The sequence below is a fragment of the Pseudomonas sp. CG7 genome, from assembly GCF_023701885.1.
Lineage (GTDB): Bacteria > Pseudomonadota > Gammaproteobacteria > Pseudomonadales > Pseudomonadaceae > Aquipseudomonas > Aquipseudomonas zanjanensis.
The window spans coordinates 1-19,693 of the sequence record NZ_JABAEE010000080.1 but is presented as its reverse complement, the minus strand read 5'-3'; the positions used below and the strand labels follow the sequence as shown (position 1 = coordinate 19,693).

Here is a 19,693-nt window from a genome sequence, read left to right as displayed (position 1 = left end):
CCGATCCAGTCAGAACCTGATGGTGGCCTGTACCACCACACCGATGATGCGGCATTGCTCGGTGTACAGGTTTTTCGGGTAAGTCGGATTGAGTGGAACCAGGTAACGCTGCCCGCTCTCTTCGATCAATTTGCGAAAGGTCGCGTCACTGCTGCCGGGTAGGCAGGCGACCACCAATTTGCCGGGCACCGCCTCGATGGCCGGATCCACCAGGATCGACATGCCCTCGGGAATGCTCAACCCGCTGGGTGCGGTCATCGCATCGCCCATCACCACCAGCCAGAATGCATCGCCCAGGGCGTGGTAGTCCGTCAGTTCGTAGCGCGCCTGGCTGTAAGCGCCAGGATCACCTTCACGAACTTCGCCCACCTCGTGCCACTCACTGACCGGGTAGCGGAAGTACGGGTTGTACTTCTGCGCCAGGGCCATGCCTTCTTCGGTGGAGGTGTCCGGCTCGCGGATCACCATCGCCACTTCCAGAAACTCCAGCCCCAGCTCCCGCAGGACCCGGTTCATGTCTGCGACACTGGGCTGCCGGCGCTTGGTCAGCCAATGGCCGACGCCGCCCTGGGACATGCCCAACCGCTCTGCGAGCACCACTTGCGTGATGTGCAGCTCCTTCATCTTGGCCTTGACCAACTCTATCCATTTATCCATGTGCGGCACGATACGTGGGTGACCCCGACCCTCAAAACACAAATTGTAGTATTTAAATTGTCGTCACAATTACGGTAAGTACTATTCTGGATTCAGGAGTTCAGCCCCACACACGGAGATTTTCATCACAATGGACACACCCAATACAGACCAGCCCAGCAGCCCTTTCGACGGTACATTCCCTTCGCTGCAGGATTGCCCGGCGGCCAAACGTGCCCTCGACTACTACTTGAAACCAGGTGTTTCACCAGCCCAGACAGAACATCGCTTCTTCGAGGTCAGCCGCAGCGTCAGCGCGGAAGAAGCCCTTGTGCACGCCTGCGACCTGTTGCGCTGCGCAGCGGCGACCGCCCATGAGTCGGCCAGCCAGTTGGAGGGTTCGAGTCGTGACCTGGCGTTTTCGGTGGTGCACATGATCGATCTGGTCAAGGTGATGCTTGACCGATCCCTGGATGGCTACCCTACTCGCTAGCGGTAACCCTTTGGAATGTCGTCGCGAATGCGGACGAAGAGAAAAAATTTCCAATCGATGCGATCAAATCATTTGACTTCCAAATGATAATGATTATTATTGCATCAGCTGGTCGCGAGATCAGTCGATAGGCCAGAAGACCTTAGGTCGGACTTCTGGAATATCTCCTCATCAGGCTAATCACGGTTTTTGACCCGGCTTTTTGCCGGGTCTTTTTTTGCCGATTTTTCGGCTTATGTCTTCAGGCTAATGAAGTCTTTCAGGGTGCTGCCAATTCGATGGCGGCGATCATAACAAATGAATATCTGTTTACAAGAGTCCCCTCGCCACACCGGCGAAACTATCGACAACCAGCACTTGAGAATCAATTGCAGACTCTCTAAGCTGGCTTCGCGTCCAGGGAGGACGCCCCCTCCTTTACCTGATGCAAATCGTCCCGGTTTCGCCTTTCTTGCGTGTAAAGAAACGGACATGTAAATCCTTTCCAGGAACCGTGACCGTGGCTAAATCTTCCTTTGATATCAGTGCCAATTTCGACAGCGGCAACATCGAGGTCGTCGACATCAGCAACCCGTTGCAGTCGTTGCTCAAGATCAGGCCCGACACCCGCAGCGCCCATTTCCAGTGGTTCCATTTCAAGGCCAGCGGCTTGCACGTCGGCCAGGAATATTTCTTCCGCCTGCTCAACGCCAGTCAATCGTCCTATAACAAGGCCTGGACGGGCTACCAGACCGTTGCCTCCTACGATCACGTCAATTGGTTCCGCATTCCGACCCAGTTTGAAGGCGACGCCCTGCGCTTTCACCTGGAGGCCGAACAACCCCACGCCTGGTTCGCCTACTTCGAACCCTACAGCCGTGGCCGCCATGACTGGCTGATCGAGCAGGCGCAGCACAAGTCCGGCACCGAGCTGTTGGCCGTCGGTAAAAGCGTGGAAGGCCGGGACATTCAACTGCTGCGCAAGGGCAGCGGCGCCGAAGGCCGGCGCATAGTCTGGATCATCGCCCCGCAGCACCCCGGCGAGCACATGGCCGAATGGTTCATGGAAGGCGTGATCGAACGCCTCCAACAGCATGACGATGCGCAACTGAACCGGTGGCTCGCCAAGGCCGATTTGTACCTGGTGCCGAACATGAATCCGGACGGCGCCTTCCATGGTCATCTGCGGACCAACGCAATGGGCCAGGACCTCAACCGTGCCTGGCAGAACGCCAGTCCGGAAATCAGCCCTGAGGTCTTTTTCGTCCAGCAGCAAATGGAAAAGTATGGCGTCGATCTGTTTCTCGATGCGCACGGCGATGAGGAAATTCCCCACGTCTTCACCGCCGGTTGTGAAGGTAACCCGGGCTACACGCCACGCATCGCTGAGCTCGAAGAGCGCTTTCGCAGCCAACTCAAGCACCAGACCAAAGACTTCCAGACCGCTCACGGCTACACCCGCGACGAACCGGGCCAGGCCAACATGACCCTGGCCTGCAACGCAATCGGGCAAAAATATGACTGCCTGTCCCTGACCCTGGAAATGCCATTCAAGGACCACAACGATCACCCGAACCCGATCACCGGTTGGTCCGGCAAACGCTCGATGCAACTGGGCAAGGATGTGTTGAGCACCATCGAGGCCATGGTGGACGAATTGCGCTGAGCCAACGACCTGATCATCTCCCTAGTCTAAGGTGAACACCTGTGGCGAGGGAGCTTGCTCCCGCTCGGCGGCGCAGCCGTCGTAAACCGGCTGACGCAATCTGCCTGAAAGATTGCGTCAGCCCATTTGGGGCGGCTGCGCCACCCAGCGGGAGCAAGCTCCCTCGCCACAGGGTTCATCAACCCTTGCCGCGCAACATACTGTCCAACACCTCATCCCGGCGCACCCACGCGTGAAACAGCGCCGCCGCCAGATGCACCACCACGGTCACGAACAACAAATAAGCCAGGTACCCATGGGCCTTGCGCAGCAGCGCGAACGTCTGGGCGTGGGCAGGCAGGATTGAAGGCAGTTGCAACGAGTCGCTGAGCATCACCGGGTCCCCCGCCGCCGAAATCATGCCCCAGCCCAACAGCGGCAGGATCAGCATCAAGGCGTACAACAACACATGGGAGGCGTTTGCCGCCAGCACTTGCCAGCCCGGCAGATCCGCCGGCAGCGGCGGTTGACGAGTGGTAAAGCGCACCAGCAGACGGACGATCACCAGCAGCAAAATCGCGATCCCCAATGGCTTGTGCAATTGCAGCAGCCATTCATGGCGTTCGGACACCGAGGCGACCATGCCCGCGCCGATAAACAGCATGGCGATGATCATCAGAGCCATCAACCAGTGGAGCAGTCGGGCCAGCGGAACAAAGTGACGAGGGGCGCTCATGGGCGGGACTCCTGGGTGGCGGGCAATTGGCTCACTTCGCTGGTACGGCGCAGATAGGAACTGGCATAGGCGGCGGAGCGCGCGACCAGCAGCGGATCGTCAGAACCTTCGATCCCTTGGGGCAGGATCAGCGGGTCATAGTTGATGTCGCGGCATTCGCCGTTGTCCTGGGCCTGGGTGCGCTCCAGCACCAGCGTGCCGGCATTGACCACCTTGCGGTCAGCGGGCCAGGCCTTGCTGGCGTCGTTCACCGGATCCCCCGGGTTGGCCAGGGTGATGTTCAACTGCCAACGCAACGGCCCGGCGGCAAGACGCTTCGCCAAGTCTTGTTCGAGGAAATCAGCACCCTGGGGCGGCGTCGCATCCGCTGCGTCCTGGCTCAGCGGCACCACGCCCCAGCGCACGGCCTGGCGCTGGCCGGCGGAGTTGACCAGATAGAACGCGTTAATGCCGTTGTAGGTTTCGGTGGCATAGCTGGCCGACGGCTTGGCGGTCTTGATCCATTGCAGGAACGGCACCGCTTCGGGGTGCGCGGCAAAAAACGCCGGCACGGCCGCAGGGTTCGGTTTTCCAGTGGCAGGGTCCGGCGACTGGGCTTGCTGGAATTGGTAGAACGCTTCGACCGTGCCCACCGGAAACACCGGCATGCTGTTCATGCCGGTGCGCCATTGTTGGCCGTTGGCCTGGGTAAAACGCAGCGCCAGGCTGCGAATCGGCACACTGCCGTCCGGTGCATAGGGGTTGCCACTGGGCAAGGCAAAACGCCCGATTACCGGCGTCTGCGGCTGCGTGAACACCTGGGCACTGGAATAGGCGCTGGCCTCGCCCGTGCTTTGGAAATAGCCCGCGACACAGACACCTTTGGAGTGGTTGCGTCGAAAGCCCGGATGCGTGCCATTGTTTTTTTCCAGGACATTGACCAGCGCGTCCGGCGTCAAGCGCTGCGGGTCGAGGCTGCCATTGACGTAGGCAAACGCCCCGGCCAGCGCGGCAACAATCACCGCGATACCGCTCAGACGCAGGGTCAGGGCGGCGGCACTCAAGGGCGGCCGGCTCGATGAGGGTGAAGGATCAACCATGAGAAAGCTCCAGGGCGTGAGGCCGTTCGTTGGAAAGGACCCGTCAGACGAAGGCCCGCCAGGTTTATTCCCACGCCTCGTATTTATTTTTCCTGCACTGGAATAATCTCGTTCGCGGGGCGTCTTTCCAGTCCCGGCGCAGTGACTGCCTACAGAAACCACACTTTCATGAACGCACTTGACGAACAGTTGCGCGAACTCATCCCCAGGCTACGGCGTTTTGCCGTGTCGCTGACGCGCAACCCGAGCAACGCCGACGACCTGGTGCAGATGTGCCTGGAACGGGCGTTGTCCAAATGGAACGACAAGCGCCCGGACGGCGATCTGCGGGCCTGGCTGTTTTCGATCCTGTATCGGCAGTTTCTCGACGGCCATCGCCGCTCCCGGCGCTATGCGCGCATGCTGGCGTTCTTCACCGGCCGCGACGACGCCCACCCTTCGGCCGAGCGCAGCGTGATCGCGCAATCGTCCCTGCAAGCCTTCGATCAGCTCACGACGGAACAGCGCGCGCTGTTGCTCTGGGTGTCGGTGGAAGGCTTGAGTTACCAGCAAGTCGCCGACATCCTCGGCGTACCGACCGGCACGGTGATGTCGCGCCTGTCCCGCGCCCGCCAGGCCCTGCGCCAACTCAGCGATGGCGAAATCACCCGCCCCACCCTGCGGATACTCAAATGATCAGCATGCCCCCCAGCGACAGCGACCTGCACGCCTACGTCGATCGTCAACTGAGCGAAGCCGACCAGCGCCTGGTCGAGACCTACCTGGCCAACCAGCCTGACGTCGCCGCCCAGGTGCGCGCCTGGCAACAGGACGCGCAGCACTTGCGCACGGCCCTAAGCGGCGCCTTGCAACAGCCACCCAACCCGGACCTCGACCCGGCCATGATTCGCCAGCGCCTGAAACATCGCTCCCGCCGCCACCTGGCCAACGCCGCGGTGTTGCTGCTGGCCGTCAGCGTGGGTGGCTTCAGTGGCTGGCAGGCGCGGCAGATGACCCTGCTCAGCGCCGCCGCTCCCATGGCCGATGCCCTGCAGGCGTACCGGTTGATTGCTCAACAGGGCATCCTCCCAGCCGACTACCAGAGCGGCGACGAACAACACATGCAAGATTGGCTCGACCGTTACTTCACCCAGGCCGACCGGTTGCCCGACCTGTCCAGCGCCGGGTTCAAGCCGGTCAGCGGGCGCTTGCTCAGCACCGAGCAAGGCGCGGCGGCGATGGTGGTCTATCAGGATCCGAGCGGCCAGAAGATCAGCTTCTACGTGCGCCCTCCCGGCCCGAAGAATTTCCTGCTGCCCCGGGGCAGTCGCCGCGATGGCGAGCTGCAGGCCGAGTACTGGTCCGGGCCGGGCTACAACTATGCGATGGTCATACCGAGTGATACGCCGACGACGCAGCGGCTCAAGCAGACCCTGAACTTCTGAAATCTCTGTGGGAGCGAGCTTGCTCGCGATAGCGGTGTATCAGTCGACATCATTTCTAACTGAACCACCGCCATCGCGAGCAAGCTCGCTCCCACAGGGGATACAGGCTGCTCTTGAGAGTGTATTCACACCTGCCCAAACACCTGCGAAGGCCTTCGCAGCAACGGATCGAACGGGTTGATCCGCGGCCCGATCAGCGCCGCTTCGCGCTTTAGCATATCCACCACCGTCGGCAGGCGATCGGGGCCCAACCGGTCGCTCACGGTGGCCACGCTCAAGGCCGCCACAGCCCGACCTTCGCGATCGAGAATCGGCACGGCCACCCCGGCCATGCCCTGCAATACGCCGGTGTTGCGTCCGGCGTAGCCCAGCGCGCGCACGTTCTCCACTTCCGTGCGCAGGAAGACTTCATCGTAGAGATGGAAATCCTTGAGCCGCGGCAGGTTGTATTGAATCACCGTGTCGCGCTCTTCTTCCGGAAGGAACGCCAGGATCGCCAGGCTGCCCTGCCCCACGCCCAACGCCACGCGGCCACCGATGTCGCCGGTGAATGTGCGGATCGGAAACGGCCCCTCGCTGCGGTCCAGGCAGATGGCATCGAAACCACTGCGGGCGAGCAAAAACAGCGAGTCCCCCAAGGACGCCGACAACCGCAGCATGGCCGGGCGCACCAGCTCGCGCAGGTTGCCGGTGTTCCCGGCCCGGGCCGCCAGGGCGAAAAAATCCAAGCTCAGGCGATAGCGTTTGCTGCGCGCGTCCTGCTCGACCATGCCCTCGTCCATCAGGCTGCGCAGCAGGCGATGCGTGGTGGGCTGGGACAGGCCGATGCGCTGGGCCAGTTGCGTCACCCGTTCACCGCCCTCCACCGTGTCGCCCAAGCTGCGCAACACGGCAAACAGCCTGGAGACTGCGCCGACACCGACTTCGCCTCTCTCATTATTCCGATCAGTGGAATTATTCATCTTGTTTCTCATTGCTCAATTTACCCACTGAATGAAACTGAAAATAGTCTTCGCTTCAGTGAAATAGTCCATTGAGCCCATCCTATTCTTCGTCCTACTCTTCGTCCATACAGGGGCGATTCGAACAACAGCGGCAGCCGACTTGAGGTCGAGCGCCAACGCACCCCAGCAGCACCCTTTCGTATCTGCCCATACAAAAAAGCGCGCCTTGCGGCGACGCATAACAATCCCAGGTGGAGCGCAGCGATGGCTTTTTTGCAACTTGAAGGGCTTGGCAAACGTTACGGCGATATCGACGCCGTGGTCGCCACCTATCTGTCGGTGGAAAAAGGCGAGTTCGTCTCGCTACTGGGGCCTTCCGGCTGCGGCAAGACCACGACCTTGCAGATGATCGCCGGCTTCGTCGACGTCAGCAGCGGGCGCATCCTGCTGGACGGCCGCGACATCACCCACGCCAAGCCCGCAAGCCGCGGCCTGGGGGTGGTGTTCCAGAGCTACGCGCTGTTCCCCCACATGACCGTCAAGGACAACGTCGCCTTCGGCCTGCGCATGCGCAAAGTGGCCAACGCCGAGTTGCAACAACGGGTGGACCGGGTGTTGAAACTGGTCCGCCTGGACCGTCACGCCGACCGTTATCCACGCGAACTCTCGGGTGGCCAGCGCCAACGCGTGGCACTGGCCCGGGCGCTGGTGATCGAACCGCCGGTGCTGTTGCTCGACGAGCCGCTGTCCAACCTCGACGCCAATTTGCGCGAAGAGATGCAGTTCGAAATACGCCGCATCCAGCGCGAAGTCGGCATCACCACGCTGATGGTGACCCATGACCAATCCGAAGCCCTGTCGATCAGCGACCGGGTCGTGGTGATGCAGGCCGGGCGCATCACCCAGATCGACGCGCCGTACACCCTTTACGAGCACCCGCGCTCCGAGTTCATTTCAGGTTTCGTCGGCAAAGCCAACCTGCTGGCCGGCAGACGCGACAGCGCGGGTATGGTTCAAGCCTGTAGCCCGGCCGAGGGTGAGCTGACACTGAGTTTGCGTCCGGAAAAGATCGACCTGTGCGAGGTCGGTTCAGGGCGACTGCAAGGCACCCTCACCAGCCGCTTCTTTCTCGGCAGCCAATGGCTGTACGGCGTCTCCACCCGCCTGGGTGAACTCTGCGTGGTGCGCCGCAACGATGGCTCGGCGCCCCTGGCCGAAGGCACGGCGGTGGGCCTGGATTGGGATCCGGCCCTGCTGCGGGTATTGAGCGCGGACGAGGTACCGGCATGAAGCTGATCGATGCGATGCGCCGCGGCCGGCAAGGCTACCTGATGTCCGCGCCGGCCCTGGCCCTGTACCTGGGCTTGCTGGTCATTCCCTTGGGCTTGACCTTGGTCTTGTCATTCAACGTATTCGACTACAGCTCGGGCATCAACGGCGATGCCTACACCTTCGAGCACTACACCAGCCTGTTGGGCGATCCGTACTTCTACGAGATCTTTTTGCGCACGTTCTGGATCAGCGCCCTGACCACCCTCCTGTGCGTGCTGATCGGCGTGCCCGAGGCGTACATTCTCAGCCGCATGGGCGCACCGTGGCGCTCGATTTTCCTGATCCTGATCCTCACGCCGCTGCTGATTTCGGTGGTGGTGCGGGCGTTCGGCTGGAGCCTCTTGCTCGGTGCCGACGGCCTGGTCAACCAGGCCCTGCAAGCCCTCGGCGGCGCGCCGGTGAAGCTGCTCTATACGCCGTTCGCCGTGGTCATCGCCCTGGTCCACGTGATGTTGCCGTTCATGATCATTCCGGTCTGGACCTCGCTGCAGAAACTCGACCCGGCCGCCGAGCAGGCCGCGCTATCCCTTGGGGCGAGCCAGTTCACGGTGATCCGCAAGGTGGTACTGCCGCAGATCATGCCCGGCGTTCTGTCCGGCACGCTGATTGTGTTCGGTCTCGCCGCCAGCTCCTTCGCGATTCCCGGCCTGCTCGGCGGACGGCGCTTGAAGATGGTCGCCACGTTGATCTACGACCAGTACCTGTCGGAGCTGAACTGGCCGATGGGCGCGGCCATTGCCGTCGCGCTGCTGCTGCTCAACCTGCTGATCATGCTGTCGTGGAACCGGATGATCGAAGGCCGCTACAAGAAGTCATTGGGGTAATGGGTCATGTCTAGAAACGGTCCTTTCGCGCTGTTGTTCCACGCCTTGGTGGTGATCTTCATGCTCGCGCCGCTGGTGGTGGTCTGCCTCGTCGCCTTCACCCCGGAAAACACCCTGAGCCTGCCGACCACCGAGTTTTCCCTGCGCTGGTTCCGCGCGGTGTTCGAGCGGGCGGATTTTGTCGACGCGTTCTACAACAGCCTGGTCCTGGCGTTCTGCGCGGCCTCGCTGGCGACCTTGATCGCGGTGCCGGCGGCCCTGGCGATCACCCGGCTCGAGTTCCCGGGCCGGGACTTCTTCAACGGCCTGTTCCTGTCGCCGATCATCATTCCGCACCTGGTGCTCGGGGTGGCGTTGCTGCGCCTGTTTGCATTGATGGGCGTGAACGGCAGCTTCGCCTGGCTGATCTTCGCCCATGTGCTGGTGATCACGCCGTATGTGCTGCGCCTGGTGCTGGCCTCGGCCATCGGCCTGGACCGCAGCGCCGAGCAGGCCGCGCACTCGCTGGGCGCCGGACGCTTCACGCTGTTCCGGCAAATCACCTTGCCGATGATCCTGCCGGGGGTGGCCGGAGGCTGGCTGCTGGCGTTCATCAACAGTTTCGATGAGGTCACGCTGTCGATCTTCGTCACCTCGCCGGCCACGCAAACCTTGCCGGTGCGCATGTACGTGTACGCCACCGAATCCATCGATCCGATGATGGCGGCAGTGTCGGCGCTGGTCATCGGGCTCACCGCGCTGACCATGATTCTGCTCGATCGGGTCTATGGCCTGGATCGAGTCCTGGTAGGCAAACAATGAGGGTGTCATGGCACTGCTGAAACGACTGGCCGAAGGCGACCGCCCGGCCCTGGACTTTACCCTCGACGGCCAGCCTGCCACCGGCCTGCTGGGCGATACCCTGCTGACCGCCGTGCTGACCTGCAGCGAACACTTGCGCGGCAGTGACTTCAGTGCCGAACCCCGCGCCGGCGTCTGCCTGATGGGTGCCTGCCAGGATTGCTGGGTGCGCCTGGGCGACGGCCGTCGCGTACGCGCCTGCTCGACCTTGCTCGAAGCCGGACAACACATCAGCCGCGAACCGGGGCGCCAGGTATGAAAAGTATCGACTGGCACGGCCTCATCGCGAGCAAGCTCGCTCCCGCAGGGGAACTGCGGCGCTCACAAAACCAGCATCCACAACCGATTCAATGTGGGAGCGAGCTTGCTCGCGATGACGGCTTCGACAACAACACAAATCCCCCGGCCCTGCCCGTGAGGTGGCGATGAAACCGATAACCATCATCGGCGCCGGCCCGGCGGGTATCCGTGCCGCGCAGGCCCTGGTCGCCCATGGCCTGTACCCCGTGCTGCTGGACGAAGCCGCCCGCGGTGGCGGGCAGATCTATCGACGCCAACCGGCCAATTTCAAGCGCCCGTCGAACAAGCTCTATGGCTTCGAAGCACACAAGGCCAACGCCATCCACCAGACCCTCGACCAATTGCGCGGACAGCTCGATTACCGTCCCGATACGCTGGTGTGGAATGCCGAGGCCGGCCTGCTCGATACCTTGCATGAAGGCCGCGCCGATCGCCTCGAATACTCCAGCGTGATTGTCGCAACCGGTGCCACCGACCGGGTCCTGCCCGTGCCAGGATGGACCCTGCCCGGGGTGTACAGTCTGGGCGCGGCGCAGATCGCCCTGAAGTTCCAGGGGTGCGCCATCGGCGAACGGGTGGTGTTCGCCGGCAGCGGCCCCTTGTTGTACCTGGTGGCCTATCAATACGCCCGAGCCGGCGCCAACGTGGTCGCAGTCCTCGACAGCTCACCTTTTAGCGCCCAGGTCCGCGCCCTGCCCGACCTGCTGGTACAACCGACCACCCTCGCCAAAGGCCTGTATTACCGTGCCTGGCTGACCGCCCATGGCATCGCCGTGCATCAAGGGGCGAGCCTGGCGCGAGTCGAAGGAGAACGCCGGGTGCAGTCGCTGGCATGGCGCAACGCAAGCGGCGAACACACGCTCGATTGTGACGCGGTGGCCTTCGCCCACGGCTTGCGCAGCGAAACCCAACTGGCCGACCTGTTGGGCTGCGAGTTTGCCTGGAATATCCTCAACCGCGCGTGGCTGCCCCAACGGGACCGCGCCGGACGCAGCAGCGTGCCGGGGGTTTATCTGGCCGGTGACGGTGCCGGCATCATGGGCGCCGACGCGGCAGAGCTGGCCGGTGAACGGGCGGCCCTGGCCTTGCTTGAAGACCTCGGCTACGCCACCGACCCGCAGCGTTGCACGCAGCTGGAACAAGCCCTTGAACGCATCGGCAGGTTTCGCGAAGGGCTGGAGCGCGCATTTGCCTTTCCTGAACAGTGGGCTGCCGACGCCGCCGATCAACTGATGATCTGCCGCTGCGAAGAAGTCAGCGTTGGCGACATCCGCCGCGTGGTGAACGAAGGCCATTGGGAAATCAATCGGGTCAAGGCCCATTGCCGGGTCGGCATGGGCCGTTGCCAGGGACGGATGTGCGGCAGCGCGGCTGCGGAAATCATTGCCTGCGAAAGTGGCCGCGCCATCGCCAGCATCGGCCGCTTGCGGGCCCAGGCGCCGATCAAACCCGTGCCGTTCGGCCTGGAGGTCGAGCCATGATCGAAGTGGATGCGGTGATCATTGGCGGCGGTATCGTCGGCGCCTCGGCGGCGCTGTTCCTGAGCCAGGCCGGACGCCGGGTGGCGCTGCTGGAACGCGACTTCTGCGGCTCGCACTCCAGCGGCGTGAACTACGGTGGCGTACGTCGCCAGGGTCGACCGCTGTCGCAATTGCCCTTGTCGCAACGGGCCCATGAAATCTGGCACCAGTTGCCCCAGTTGATCGGCATCGACGGCGAGTACCAGCGTAGCGGCCACTTGAAGCTGGCTCGCAGTGCCGCAGACCTGCAAGCGCTGCACGACTATGCGGCCGCCAGCCAAGGCTTTGGCCTGGATCTGCAACTGCTTGATCGCACGGCCCTGCGCGCGCGCTTTCCGTGGGTCGGCACCGTCGCGGTCGGGGCGTCGCTGTGCCCGGAAGACGGCCATGCCAATCCGCGCCTGGTGTCGCCAGCCTTCGCCCAAGCCGCGCGCCGACAGGGTGCGCAAGTCCACGAACAATGCGCCGTCAGCCATGTTGAGCACGACGGCCGGCGCTTTGTCGTACCCACCGCAACGGGCCTGACGTTCCACGCGCCCTGGCTGCTGAACTGCGCCGGTGCCTGGGCCAGCCAGTTCGCCGCGCAATTTGGCGAAGCGGTGCCGATGCACGCCGGGCACCCGGCGATGCTGGTCACCGAACCCTTGCCCTTGGTCATGGATGCCAGCACGGGCGTCGAGGGCGGTGGCATCTACGCCCGCCAGGTCTCGCGCGGCAATTGCGTGCTGGGAGGCGGCCAAGGTTTTGCGCTGGATGCCGCTCGCGCCCGGCCCGGCCAGAACGCCGTGCTGGACATCCTGCGCCAGGCCGTCGAGCTCTACCCGTTTTTGCAAGGCGCCCAGGCGATTCGTACCTGGAGCGGCACCGAAGGCTACCTGCCCGATCGCCAACCGGTGATCGGCCACAGCAGCACCCAGCCCGGTCTGTTGCACGCGTTCGGCTTTGCCGGCGCGGGCTTCCAGATCGGCCCGGCGGTGGGCCAGGCGCTCACCGAGATCATCTGCAGCGGGGCTTCGTCCACGCCGCTGGATGCGTTTTCCATCACCCGGTTTCACTCCATCTCCGTTGCTTGATAGAGGAAGGTCGCGCCAATGAATAACGTCAAACGCAGTGCACTGTTCGGTTTCTGCTCGCTGGGTTCCGCTTGCCTGGGCGCCCTGCTCCCGGTCACCCAGGCGTTGGCCGAGCCGACGCTTTACCTGGGCATGAACGGCGGCACCATGGAGCGGCTCTACGCCGACAAGGTCTTGCCGGCTTTCGAGAAAGCCAACAGCGTCAAAGTGGTCATCGTGCCCGGCACCTCCGCCGACATCCTGGCGAAAGTCCAGGCCAGCAAGGGCAACCCGCAGATGCACGTGATGTTCCTCGATGACGGCATCATGTACCGCGCCATCGCGATGGGCCTGTGCGACAAACTCGAGGACAGCCCGACCCTGGCGCAGATCCCGGCCAAGGGACGCATCAAGGATCAGGCCGTGGCCGTCAGCCTCGGCGTGACGGGGCTGGCCTACAACACCCGGCTGTTCAAGGAAAAAGGCTGGAATACGCCCACCTCCTGGATGGACCTGGCCGATCCGCGCTTCAAGGACAAAGTGGTGTTCCAGTCGATGGCCTCGTCTACCTTCGGCCTGCACGGCTTCTTGATGTTCAACCGGATCCAGGGCGGTAACGAAACCGACGTCGAGCCGGGCTTCAAGGCGTGGCCGAACACGGTGGGCCGCAATGTGCTGGAGTACATCCCAAGCTCGGCGAAGATATCCGAAATGCTGCAAACCGACGAAGCCGCGCTGTTCCCGCTGACGCCGACCCAGGTGACTGCGTTGAAACTCAAGGGCATGCCGGTGGAATATGCCCAGCCGAAGGAAGGCGCCGTGGTCCTCAACGTCGCCGAATGCGCCATCGCGCAAAACACCCAGCCGGAATTGGCGCAAAAACTTGCAGAGTTCCTGCTGACCCCGCAAGCCCAGGCCATCGCCCTGGAAGAAGGCGACCAGATTCCGTCCAACCCCAACACCCCGACCACCGACAAGACCCGTGGCCAGGTAGAGGCGATGAAGCAATACCTGGAGACGGCGATTGCCGTGGATTGGGACCAGGTCAACGAACAACGCCCGGCCTGGAACGCCCGCTGGAACCGCAGTATCGAGCGCTAGGACACGCTTTGCAGTTATCATGCGGCCAATTCACTCCGAATTGAACAGATAACCTGTGGCGAGGGAGCTTGCTCCCGCTGGGCTGCAAAGCAGCCCCCAAACCAGACACCAAGGTGTGTCAGACTGATTGCAGGGCCGCTTTTGGGGCTGCCATGCAGCCCAGCGGGAGCAAGCTCCCTCGCCACAGGTTCTGTGCTGGTTTCAGTATTTGTGCCCGCCCCTTGATCAACAGCGAACCCTCCCATGCACACCCTCGCCCAACTACGCGCCGGCCAGCTCTCGGGAATTACCCGGCTGGACTTGGCCTGCGGCTTGACGGAGTTTCCCCGGGAAATCTTCGAGCTGGCCGATTCCCTCGAGATCCTCAACCTCAGCGGCAATCAGCTGGACACGCTGCCCGACGACCTGCATCGGCTGCCCCACCTGCGTGTGCTGTTCTGCTCGGATAACCGCTTCACCGAACTGCCCGAATGCCTGGGCCGTTGCAGCGCGTTGACCATGGTTGGTTTCAAGGCCAACCGCATCGCCCGTGTCACGGGCGCCGCGCTGCCGCCAAGGCTGCGCTGGTTGATCCTGACCGATAACGACGTCGAAGAGTTGCCCGACGAGCTGGGCCAACGCCCACACCTGCAAAAACTGATGCTGGCCGGTAACCGTTTGCAGCAGTTGCCGGCGAGCCTGGGCCAGTGTCATCGCCTGGAACTGCTGCGCATCGCCGCCAATCAACTGACCGAACTGCCGCAATGGTTGTTGGAGCTACCGAGCCTCAGTTGGCTGGCCTACGCCGGCAACCCGCTGGAAGCCCAAGCGGAAGCGGCGGCCCTGAATACCACTGTGCCTATCGACTGGTCGCAACTGGCGCTGCAACAACCACTGGGTGAAGGGGCATCCGGGGTGATTCACCAGGCGCTCTGGCAAGCCCCCGGCCAGGTGGCGCGAAACGTCGCCGTGAAGCTGTACAAAGGCCAGATGACCAGCGACGGCTCGCCCCTGCATGAAATGCATGCCTGCATCACGGCCGGTCGACACCCGAACCTGATCGACGTGTTGGGCCAAGTCACCGGGCACCCCGAGCAACAGGCCGGGCTGGTGATGGCGCTGATCGACCCCAGCTACCGCAACCTCGCCGGGCTGCCGAGCCTGGCGTCATGCAGCCGCGACGTGTATGCCGATGATCTGCGCCTGAACGCCCCGGCGGCCTTGCGCATCGCTTACGGCATCGCCTCGGCGGCGGCGCACCTGCACCGCCAAGGCATCACCCACGGCGATCTCTACGGGCACAACATCCTGTGCAATGACCAGGGTGATTGCCTGCTGGGCGATTTTGGCGCGGCGTCGTTCCACGCCATCACGGATAACCTGCAAACCCGCGCACTGCAACGCATCGAGGTGCGGGCCTTCGGGATTCTGCTGGGGGAATTGCTGGCGCGGATCGAACCGGCGCTCGCGGCACAGGATCTTGCATGGCTGCAGGATTTGCAGGCGCGCTGCTGTCAGCCGGAGGTGCTGGCGCGGCCGGGGTTCGATGAGATTGAAGGTTTGCTCCGTGACCGTGGCGCGGGAGCTTGCTCCCGCGGGGCTGCGAAGCAGCCCTGATCCGGCACCGCGGTCTGTCAGTAAGACCGCGTCGGCCCATTTGCGACGGCTTCGCCGCCGAGCGGGAGCAAGCTCCCTCGCCACAGGGGTTGCGCGTATTCGCTTACCCCGCCAACCCGACAAACATGTCCTGCACGTCATCGTGGTTGTCGAGGCCTTCGAGGAAGGCTTCGACTTCGGCCATCTGCTCATCGGTCAAGCCGCTGACCGGGTTCTTCGGCTGGTAGCCCAGCTTGGCCGACAACACGGTGAAGCCTTGCTCCGGCAAGGCCTTCTGTACCGCATCGAGGTCGGCAGGGTCGGTGAGGAACAACGTCGCGCCTTCTTCACCCGGTTCGAAATCCTGGGCACCGGCCTCGATGGCGGCCATTTCCGGATCGGCATCCGGGCTGTCTGGCGCGGCTTCGATCATGCCGACATGGTTGAAATCCCACGCCACCGAACCCGAGGCGCCCAGTTGGCCCTTGCGGAAGGCGACGCGAATTTCGGCTACGGTACGGTTGATGTTATCGGTCACGCATTCAACGATCAGCGGCACCTGGTGCGGCGCGAACCCTTCGTAGGTGACACGGTGGTATTGCACGGTTTCACCGAGCTGGCCAGAACCTTTCTTGATCGCACGTTCCAGGGTCTCGCGGGGCATCGAGGCCTTTTTCGCCTGCTCGACCACCAGCCGCAGGTGCGCGTTGGTCGCGGTATCAGCGCCGTTGCGCGCGGCAATGGTGATTTCCTTCACCAGCTTGCCGAAGATCTTGCCCTTGGCGTTGGCAGCCGCTTCTTTGTGTTTAACCTTCCACTGTGCGCCCATTACTCACTCTCTTGTCTGACGCGCCGAGACATCTGCCGGCCGGCGCTGTGGCGCAAGTTTATACGGCCTAAACCGGCTGATCGACCAAAAAATCACCGTGCCGGATCGACATTTTCACAGTGTGTTGTAGGGCGTTTCTGAAATAGCGGCTCACAAGCACCATTTCCTCCCGTGGTTTCGTACCCTCTGTGCCTCTCTCCCCGCCAGTAGGAGGCGCGATGCGCAACGACACGGAAAGTCCCTTCAGCCTGACGCTCACGCAAAGCGACTTGCAGCTGCAAGTCTTGCGCTTCAATGGCCGCGAAGCCCTCAACCAGCCGTACCGTTTCGACCTCGAATTGATCGGCCTGGCCCCACCGATAGACCCCGACCTGCTATTGGGGCACCCGGCCTTCCTGCGCCTGGACCGCGACTCGGGTATCCATGGGATTATCCACAGCGTTTGCCTGAGCGCCCCGGCACCGCGGCGCATCGGTTATCGCCTGACCTTGGTTCCCTACCTGCAGCAATTGGAACAAGGCCCACGGCGCCGAGTTTTCCATCGACTCACCGTGGTGCAGGTGCTGCAACGCCTGCTGGAAGACAACGGCCTGCCCGCCGACAGCTACCGTTTCGAACTGCCCCACGGGCAGTATCCATGCCGCCCATTCTGCATCCAGTACGACGAAAGCGACCTGACCCTCCTGCAACGGCTGTGCGAAGAAGAAGGCATTCATTACCACTTCGAACACACCCCCCAGGGCCACGTCCTGGTGTTTGCCGAAGACCCGAAGAGTTTTCCCACACGGCCCGTCGAACTGTCCCTGCGCCAGAACGACAACTCGATACCGGCCATTGCGCGCTTGTATTTGCGTCACCACGGAATGCTGCCTGGCTTGCCCGTCGGGTTCAGCGATCGGGCCACGACCGACACCGAGGCCTGGGCGGCGAATCAACCCATTGAGCAAATCGACCATGAGGCCATGCACGGCGACCCGGCCTTGACTCACCGTTACCAGGTCGGTCGCCGCTACCTGGAACGGTTGCGCTGTCGGCAACGGGAAATCCATGGCCACAGTGACCAACCCGCCCTGCACGGCGGCGACATCGTGCACATCTGCGAGCACCCGGTTTCCACGTTCAACGATCAATGGCTGATCACCGAGGTCCAGCACCGCGGCCGGCAGTTTTCGATTCTTGAGCCGGACCTCCCCACCACATCGTCGGCCCGTGACTACCACAACCGCTTCACCGCCATCCCCTGGGCCACGGTGTTCAGGCCGGCCCTTAAACACCCTAAGCCCTGCATCCCCGGGTATCACCTGGCCCATGTACTCGGCCATCCCGGCCAACCGGCCCAGTCCGATGAGCGCGGGCAAGTCAGCGTCAGCCTATGGGCGCCGGACCAGGAGGGCATCCCGCTGCCCGTGTCACGACTGGCGCTGAACAACCGCCCCTCGCTGGTGTCCGGCAGCGAAGTGCTGGGGAGTGTTCTCGATGGCGACCCCGATCGGCCGGTGCTGTGCCCAGGGGCTGTCGATACCGGCGCAGGACACGCCGCCGCCCCACCGAACCCGTCCCGTGGCAACCCTGATGCCGGACTGCTGTTGGACTGGCTGCTGAACCCGCCAGACTTCACGCCCTGAGCCTGAACGTGGCTTCTTGCCGCAAACCTGATCTGGCTCATGCAAACCCAGCGAAACGGGCATACAGTTAATGCACAACGCCGCTCTAGACGGCGCTTTGCCCTGATTGTTGGAGATACCGCGATGCCCTGGAAAAATTCGGAAAACCGCTACAGTACGGTCACGGTAACCTTGCATTGGCTAATGCTGGTGCTGCTGGCCGTGGTTTATGCCTGCATTGAGTTGCGGGGAATTTTCCCCAAGGGCTGTGGTGGCCGGACTCTGATCAAGGAAGCGCATTTCATGCTTGGCCTGACCGTGTTCCTGCTGGCCTGGCTGCGCCGGTTCGCCCGCACCAGGGGCAAGGCACCGGCAATTTACCCAGCCTCCCCCGCCTGGCAAACCCTCCTCGCCCGCCTGATGCACTGGGCGCTGTATGTATTCATGATCGCCATGCCGCTGCTGGGCTGGCTGATCACCAGCGCCGAAGGGCACCAGGTGATGTTCTACGGTTTCGATTTGCCGTTGCTCATCGATCAAGACAAGGACTTTGCCAAGCAACTGGAAGGCTGGCATGTGCTCGGCGGCACCATCGGCTATTGGTTGATTGGCCTGCATGCCTTGGCGGGGCTGTATCACCACTACGTGGTACGCGACAACACGCTGTTGCGGATGATGCCCAAACGCGGCTGATCGCCATCAGTCAAACCCTCGGCGGCCTTGCAGACCGCCGGTGTGGACAAAGATCAAACGGGTGCCAGGGGCAAACCTTCCGGCCTCGACGTGCGTCTTGAGCGCCATCAAGGCCTTGCCGGTGTACAACGGTTCCAGTTCGATGGCCGCCGTGTTTTCGATGAAGGCAGTCAGCTCGGCATCGACCCGGGCGAAACCACCACGGCTGCCGTCGAGCAATTCATAACGCGGATCACAAAGCCCCGCCTCCCCCACGATGCGCTCGACCTGCTGGGCCACGCCATGGTCCGGGGGCACCGCCAGCACACCGTAGACCGCACGCTTGCCCGCTTCGGCCAGCACCAGCCCGGCCAATGATGTTCCCGTGCCGCAGGCCAACCACCAGCCGTGATAATCCGCCCACCCCAACGCCCCCAATTGTTGATCGACACTGGCCGCCCAGGCCATGCAGCCGTGTGCCCCAGGCAATCCCGAACCGCCCTCGGGCACCGGGTGCAAATGTGGATAGCGGGCCTGCCACGGCCCCCAGAAACCTGGGGCATGTCGCTCTCGGTACCCGCCATAACCCAACCAATGCAATTCCATGCCGAATGCTGTCAGGTCGCGCACCGTCGGCGTGTCCTGGGGGTGACCGCGCAGCAGCCCGGCCGTGGGAAACCCGAAGCGCTTGCCGGCCGCCGCCAGCGCATGCAAATGATTGGAATAGGCCCCGCCCAGGCTGATGATCCCCTCGGCACCGGCTTCATGGGCGGCGCGCAGAGGGTGGACCAGTTTGAACCACTTGTTGCCGCTGATCAGTGGATCGATCCGGGCCAGGCGCAACACCGCCACTTCAACACCTGCATGGGCGAGCCAGTCCAGGTGAAGGGGTTCGAGTCGGGGTTGGGGATGCCAGTCGAGGGCGGGAAGCAGCATGGCGGCAGGTCGGAGGAAATAGGCTGGCATCTTACCAGTTGGTCACGGACGATCCGACACCACCAAAACCTGTGGGAGCGGGGATTGGCGCGCTGACGCGGGGGCATCCACTTATTTAATTGGTAGTGCCCCCGCCCTAGCGCGCAAGCGCGCGCCCCCCAGGCCGCCCGGG

20 protein-coding genes are annotated in these 19,693 nt (G+C 62.9%); 14 read left to right on the top strand and 6 right to left on the bottom strand.

The annotated features are described in order from the left end of the window. Positions 1-9 precede the first annotated feature (9 nt). A complete protein-coding gene (locus HGO40_RS25045) occupies positions 10-657 on the bottom strand; it encodes a LexA family protein (RefSeq protein ID WP_250965211.1) in 648 nt (215 codons plus the stop codon). A 130-nt stretch (positions 658-787) separates the two neighbouring features. On the opposite strand from HGO40_RS25045, the gene HGO40_RS25040 reads away from it, so the two are divergent. Both HGO40_RS25040 and HGO40_RS25035 read left to right on the top strand, forming a co-directional pair. Further along, on the top strand, positions 788-1,129 hold the full coding sequence (locus HGO40_RS25040; RefSeq protein ID WP_250965210.1) for a DUF6124 family protein: 342 nt from the start codon (positions 788-790) through the stop codon (positions 1,127-1,129). A 493-nt stretch (positions 1,130-1,622) separates the two neighbouring features. After that, the gene (locus tag HGO40_RS25035; RefSeq protein WP_250965209.1) at positions 1,623-2,774 is read left to right on the top strand and encodes a M14 family metallopeptidase; all 1,152 of its coding nucleotides are present in this window, start codon (positions 1,623-1,625) and stop codon (positions 2,772-2,774) included. Between the two features lie 178 nt (positions 2,775-2,952). On the opposite strand, the gene HGO40_RS25030 is transcribed toward HGO40_RS25035, so the two are convergent. Both HGO40_RS25030 and HGO40_RS25025 read right to left on the bottom strand, forming a co-directional pair. Continuing rightward, positions 2,953-3,489, bottom strand: a complete 537-nt coding sequence (locus HGO40_RS25030) for a cytochrome b (RefSeq protein WP_250965208.1) — start codon at positions 3,487-3,489, stop codon at positions 2,953-2,955. Then, positions 3,486-4,568 carry a catalase family peroxidase gene (locus HGO40_RS25025; RefSeq protein WP_250965207.1) on the bottom strand — a complete coding sequence of 361 codons (1,083 nt, stop codon included), beginning with the start codon at positions 4,566-4,568 and terminating at the stop codon, positions 3,486-3,488. The genes HGO40_RS25030 and HGO40_RS25025 overlap by 4 nt, the downstream gene beginning before the upstream one ends. Before the next feature lie 168 nt (positions 4,569-4,736). On the opposite strand from HGO40_RS25025, the gene HGO40_RS25020 reads away from it, so the two are divergent. Both HGO40_RS25020 and HGO40_RS25015 read left to right on the top strand, forming a co-directional pair. Next, positions 4,737-5,243: a sigma-70 family RNA polymerase sigma factor gene (locus HGO40_RS25020; protein ID WP_250965206.1), complete on the top strand. Its 507-nt coding sequence runs from the start codon at positions 4,737-4,739 to the stop codon at positions 5,241-5,243. Further along, entirely contained in the window at positions 5,240-5,992 is a 753-nt protein-coding gene (locus HGO40_RS25015) for an anti-sigma factor family protein (RefSeq protein WP_250965205.1), read from the top strand. Before HGO40_RS25020 ends, HGO40_RS25015 begins: the two co-directional genes overlap by 4 nt. A 125-nt stretch (positions 5,993-6,117) precedes the next feature. On the opposite strand, the gene HGO40_RS25010 is transcribed toward HGO40_RS25015, so the two are convergent. Beyond that, positions 6,118-6,954, bottom strand: coding sequence for an IclR family transcriptional regulator (locus tag HGO40_RS25010; RefSeq protein WP_250965204.1), 837 nt, complete (start codon positions 6,952-6,954; stop codon positions 6,118-6,120). Positions 6,955-7,200: 246 nt separating this feature from the next. Here HGO40_RS25010 and HGO40_RS25005 point away from each other — a divergent pair, with 246 nt between their 5' ends. The 8 genes from HGO40_RS25005 (at position 7,201) to HGO40_RS24970 (ending at position 15,501) form a co-directional block, all read left to right on the top strand. Then, positions 7,201-8,226: an ABC transporter ATP-binding protein gene (locus HGO40_RS25005; RefSeq protein WP_250965203.1), complete on the top strand. Its 1,026-nt coding sequence runs from the start codon at positions 7,201-7,203 to the stop codon at positions 8,224-8,226. Beyond that, positions 8,223-9,092, top strand: coding sequence for an ABC transporter permease (locus HGO40_RS25000; protein ID WP_250965202.1), 870 nt, complete (start codon positions 8,223-8,225; stop codon positions 9,090-9,092). The genes HGO40_RS25005 and HGO40_RS25000 overlap by 4 nt, the downstream gene beginning before the upstream one ends. Positions 9,093-9,098: 6 nt before the next feature. Continuing rightward, positions 9,099-9,893 carry an ABC transporter permease gene (locus HGO40_RS24995; protein ID WP_250965201.1) on the top strand — a complete coding sequence of 265 codons (795 nt, stop codon included), beginning with the start codon at positions 9,099-9,101 and terminating at the stop codon, positions 9,891-9,893. Positions 9,894-9,900: 7 nt separating this feature from the next. Then, positions 9,901-10,191, top strand: coding sequence for a (2Fe-2S)-binding protein (locus tag HGO40_RS24990; RefSeq protein WP_250965200.1), 291 nt, complete (start codon positions 9,901-9,903; stop codon positions 10,189-10,191). Between the two features lie 166 nt (positions 10,192-10,357). Next, positions 10,358-11,713: an FAD/NAD(P)-dependent oxidoreductase gene (locus tag HGO40_RS24985; protein WP_250965199.1), complete on the top strand. Its 1,356-nt coding sequence runs from the start codon at positions 10,358-10,360 to the stop codon at positions 11,711-11,713. After that, positions 11,710-12,825: an NAD(P)/FAD-dependent oxidoreductase gene (locus tag HGO40_RS24980; protein ID WP_250965198.1), complete on the top strand. Its 1,116-nt coding sequence runs from the start codon at positions 11,710-11,712 to the stop codon at positions 12,823-12,825. Before HGO40_RS24985 ends, HGO40_RS24980 begins: the two co-directional genes overlap by 4 nt. 18 nt (positions 12,826-12,843) lie before the next feature. Continuing rightward, complete coding sequence (locus tag HGO40_RS24975) at positions 12,844-13,905, top strand: ABC transporter substrate-binding protein (protein WP_250965197.1); 1,062 nt, start codon at positions 12,844-12,846, stop codon at positions 13,903-13,905. Positions 13,906-14,148: 243 nt separating this feature from the next. Then, positions 14,149-15,501 (top strand): leucine-rich repeat-containing protein kinase family protein, encoded by a 1,353-nt coding sequence (locus HGO40_RS24970; RefSeq protein WP_250965196.1) that lies wholly within the window; start codon positions 14,149-14,151, stop codon positions 15,499-15,501. 103 nt (positions 15,502-15,604) lie between these two features. On the opposite strand, the gene HGO40_RS24965 is transcribed toward HGO40_RS24970, so the two are convergent. Next, a complete protein-coding gene (locus HGO40_RS24965) occupies positions 15,605-16,309 on the bottom strand; it encodes a YebC/PmpR family DNA-binding transcriptional regulator (protein ID WP_003199952.1) in 705 nt (234 codons plus the stop codon). A gap of 218 nt (positions 16,310-16,527) precedes the next feature. Between HGO40_RS24965 and HGO40_RS24960 the strand changes: the two genes are divergently transcribed. Then, the gene (locus tag HGO40_RS24960) at positions 16,528-17,934 is read left to right on the top strand and encodes a type VI secretion system Vgr family protein (protein ID WP_250965195.1); all 1,407 of its coding nucleotides are present in this window, start codon (positions 16,528-16,530) and stop codon (positions 17,932-17,934) included. A gap of 123 nt (positions 17,935-18,057) precedes the next feature. Next, the gene (locus HGO40_RS24955) at positions 18,058-18,606 is read left to right on the top strand and encodes a cytochrome b (RefSeq protein ID WP_250965194.1); all 549 of its coding nucleotides are present in this window, start codon (positions 18,058-18,060) and stop codon (positions 18,604-18,606) included. A 6-nt stretch (positions 18,607-18,612) separates the two neighbouring features. On the opposite strand, the gene HGO40_RS24950 is transcribed toward HGO40_RS24955, so the two are convergent. After that, positions 18,613-19,521: a 1-aminocyclopropane-1-carboxylate deaminase/D-cysteine desulfhydrase gene (locus HGO40_RS24950; RefSeq protein ID WP_250965193.1), complete on the bottom strand. Its 909-nt coding sequence runs from the start codon at positions 19,519-19,521 to the stop codon at positions 18,613-18,615. Positions 19,522-19,693 lie beyond the last annotated feature (172 nt).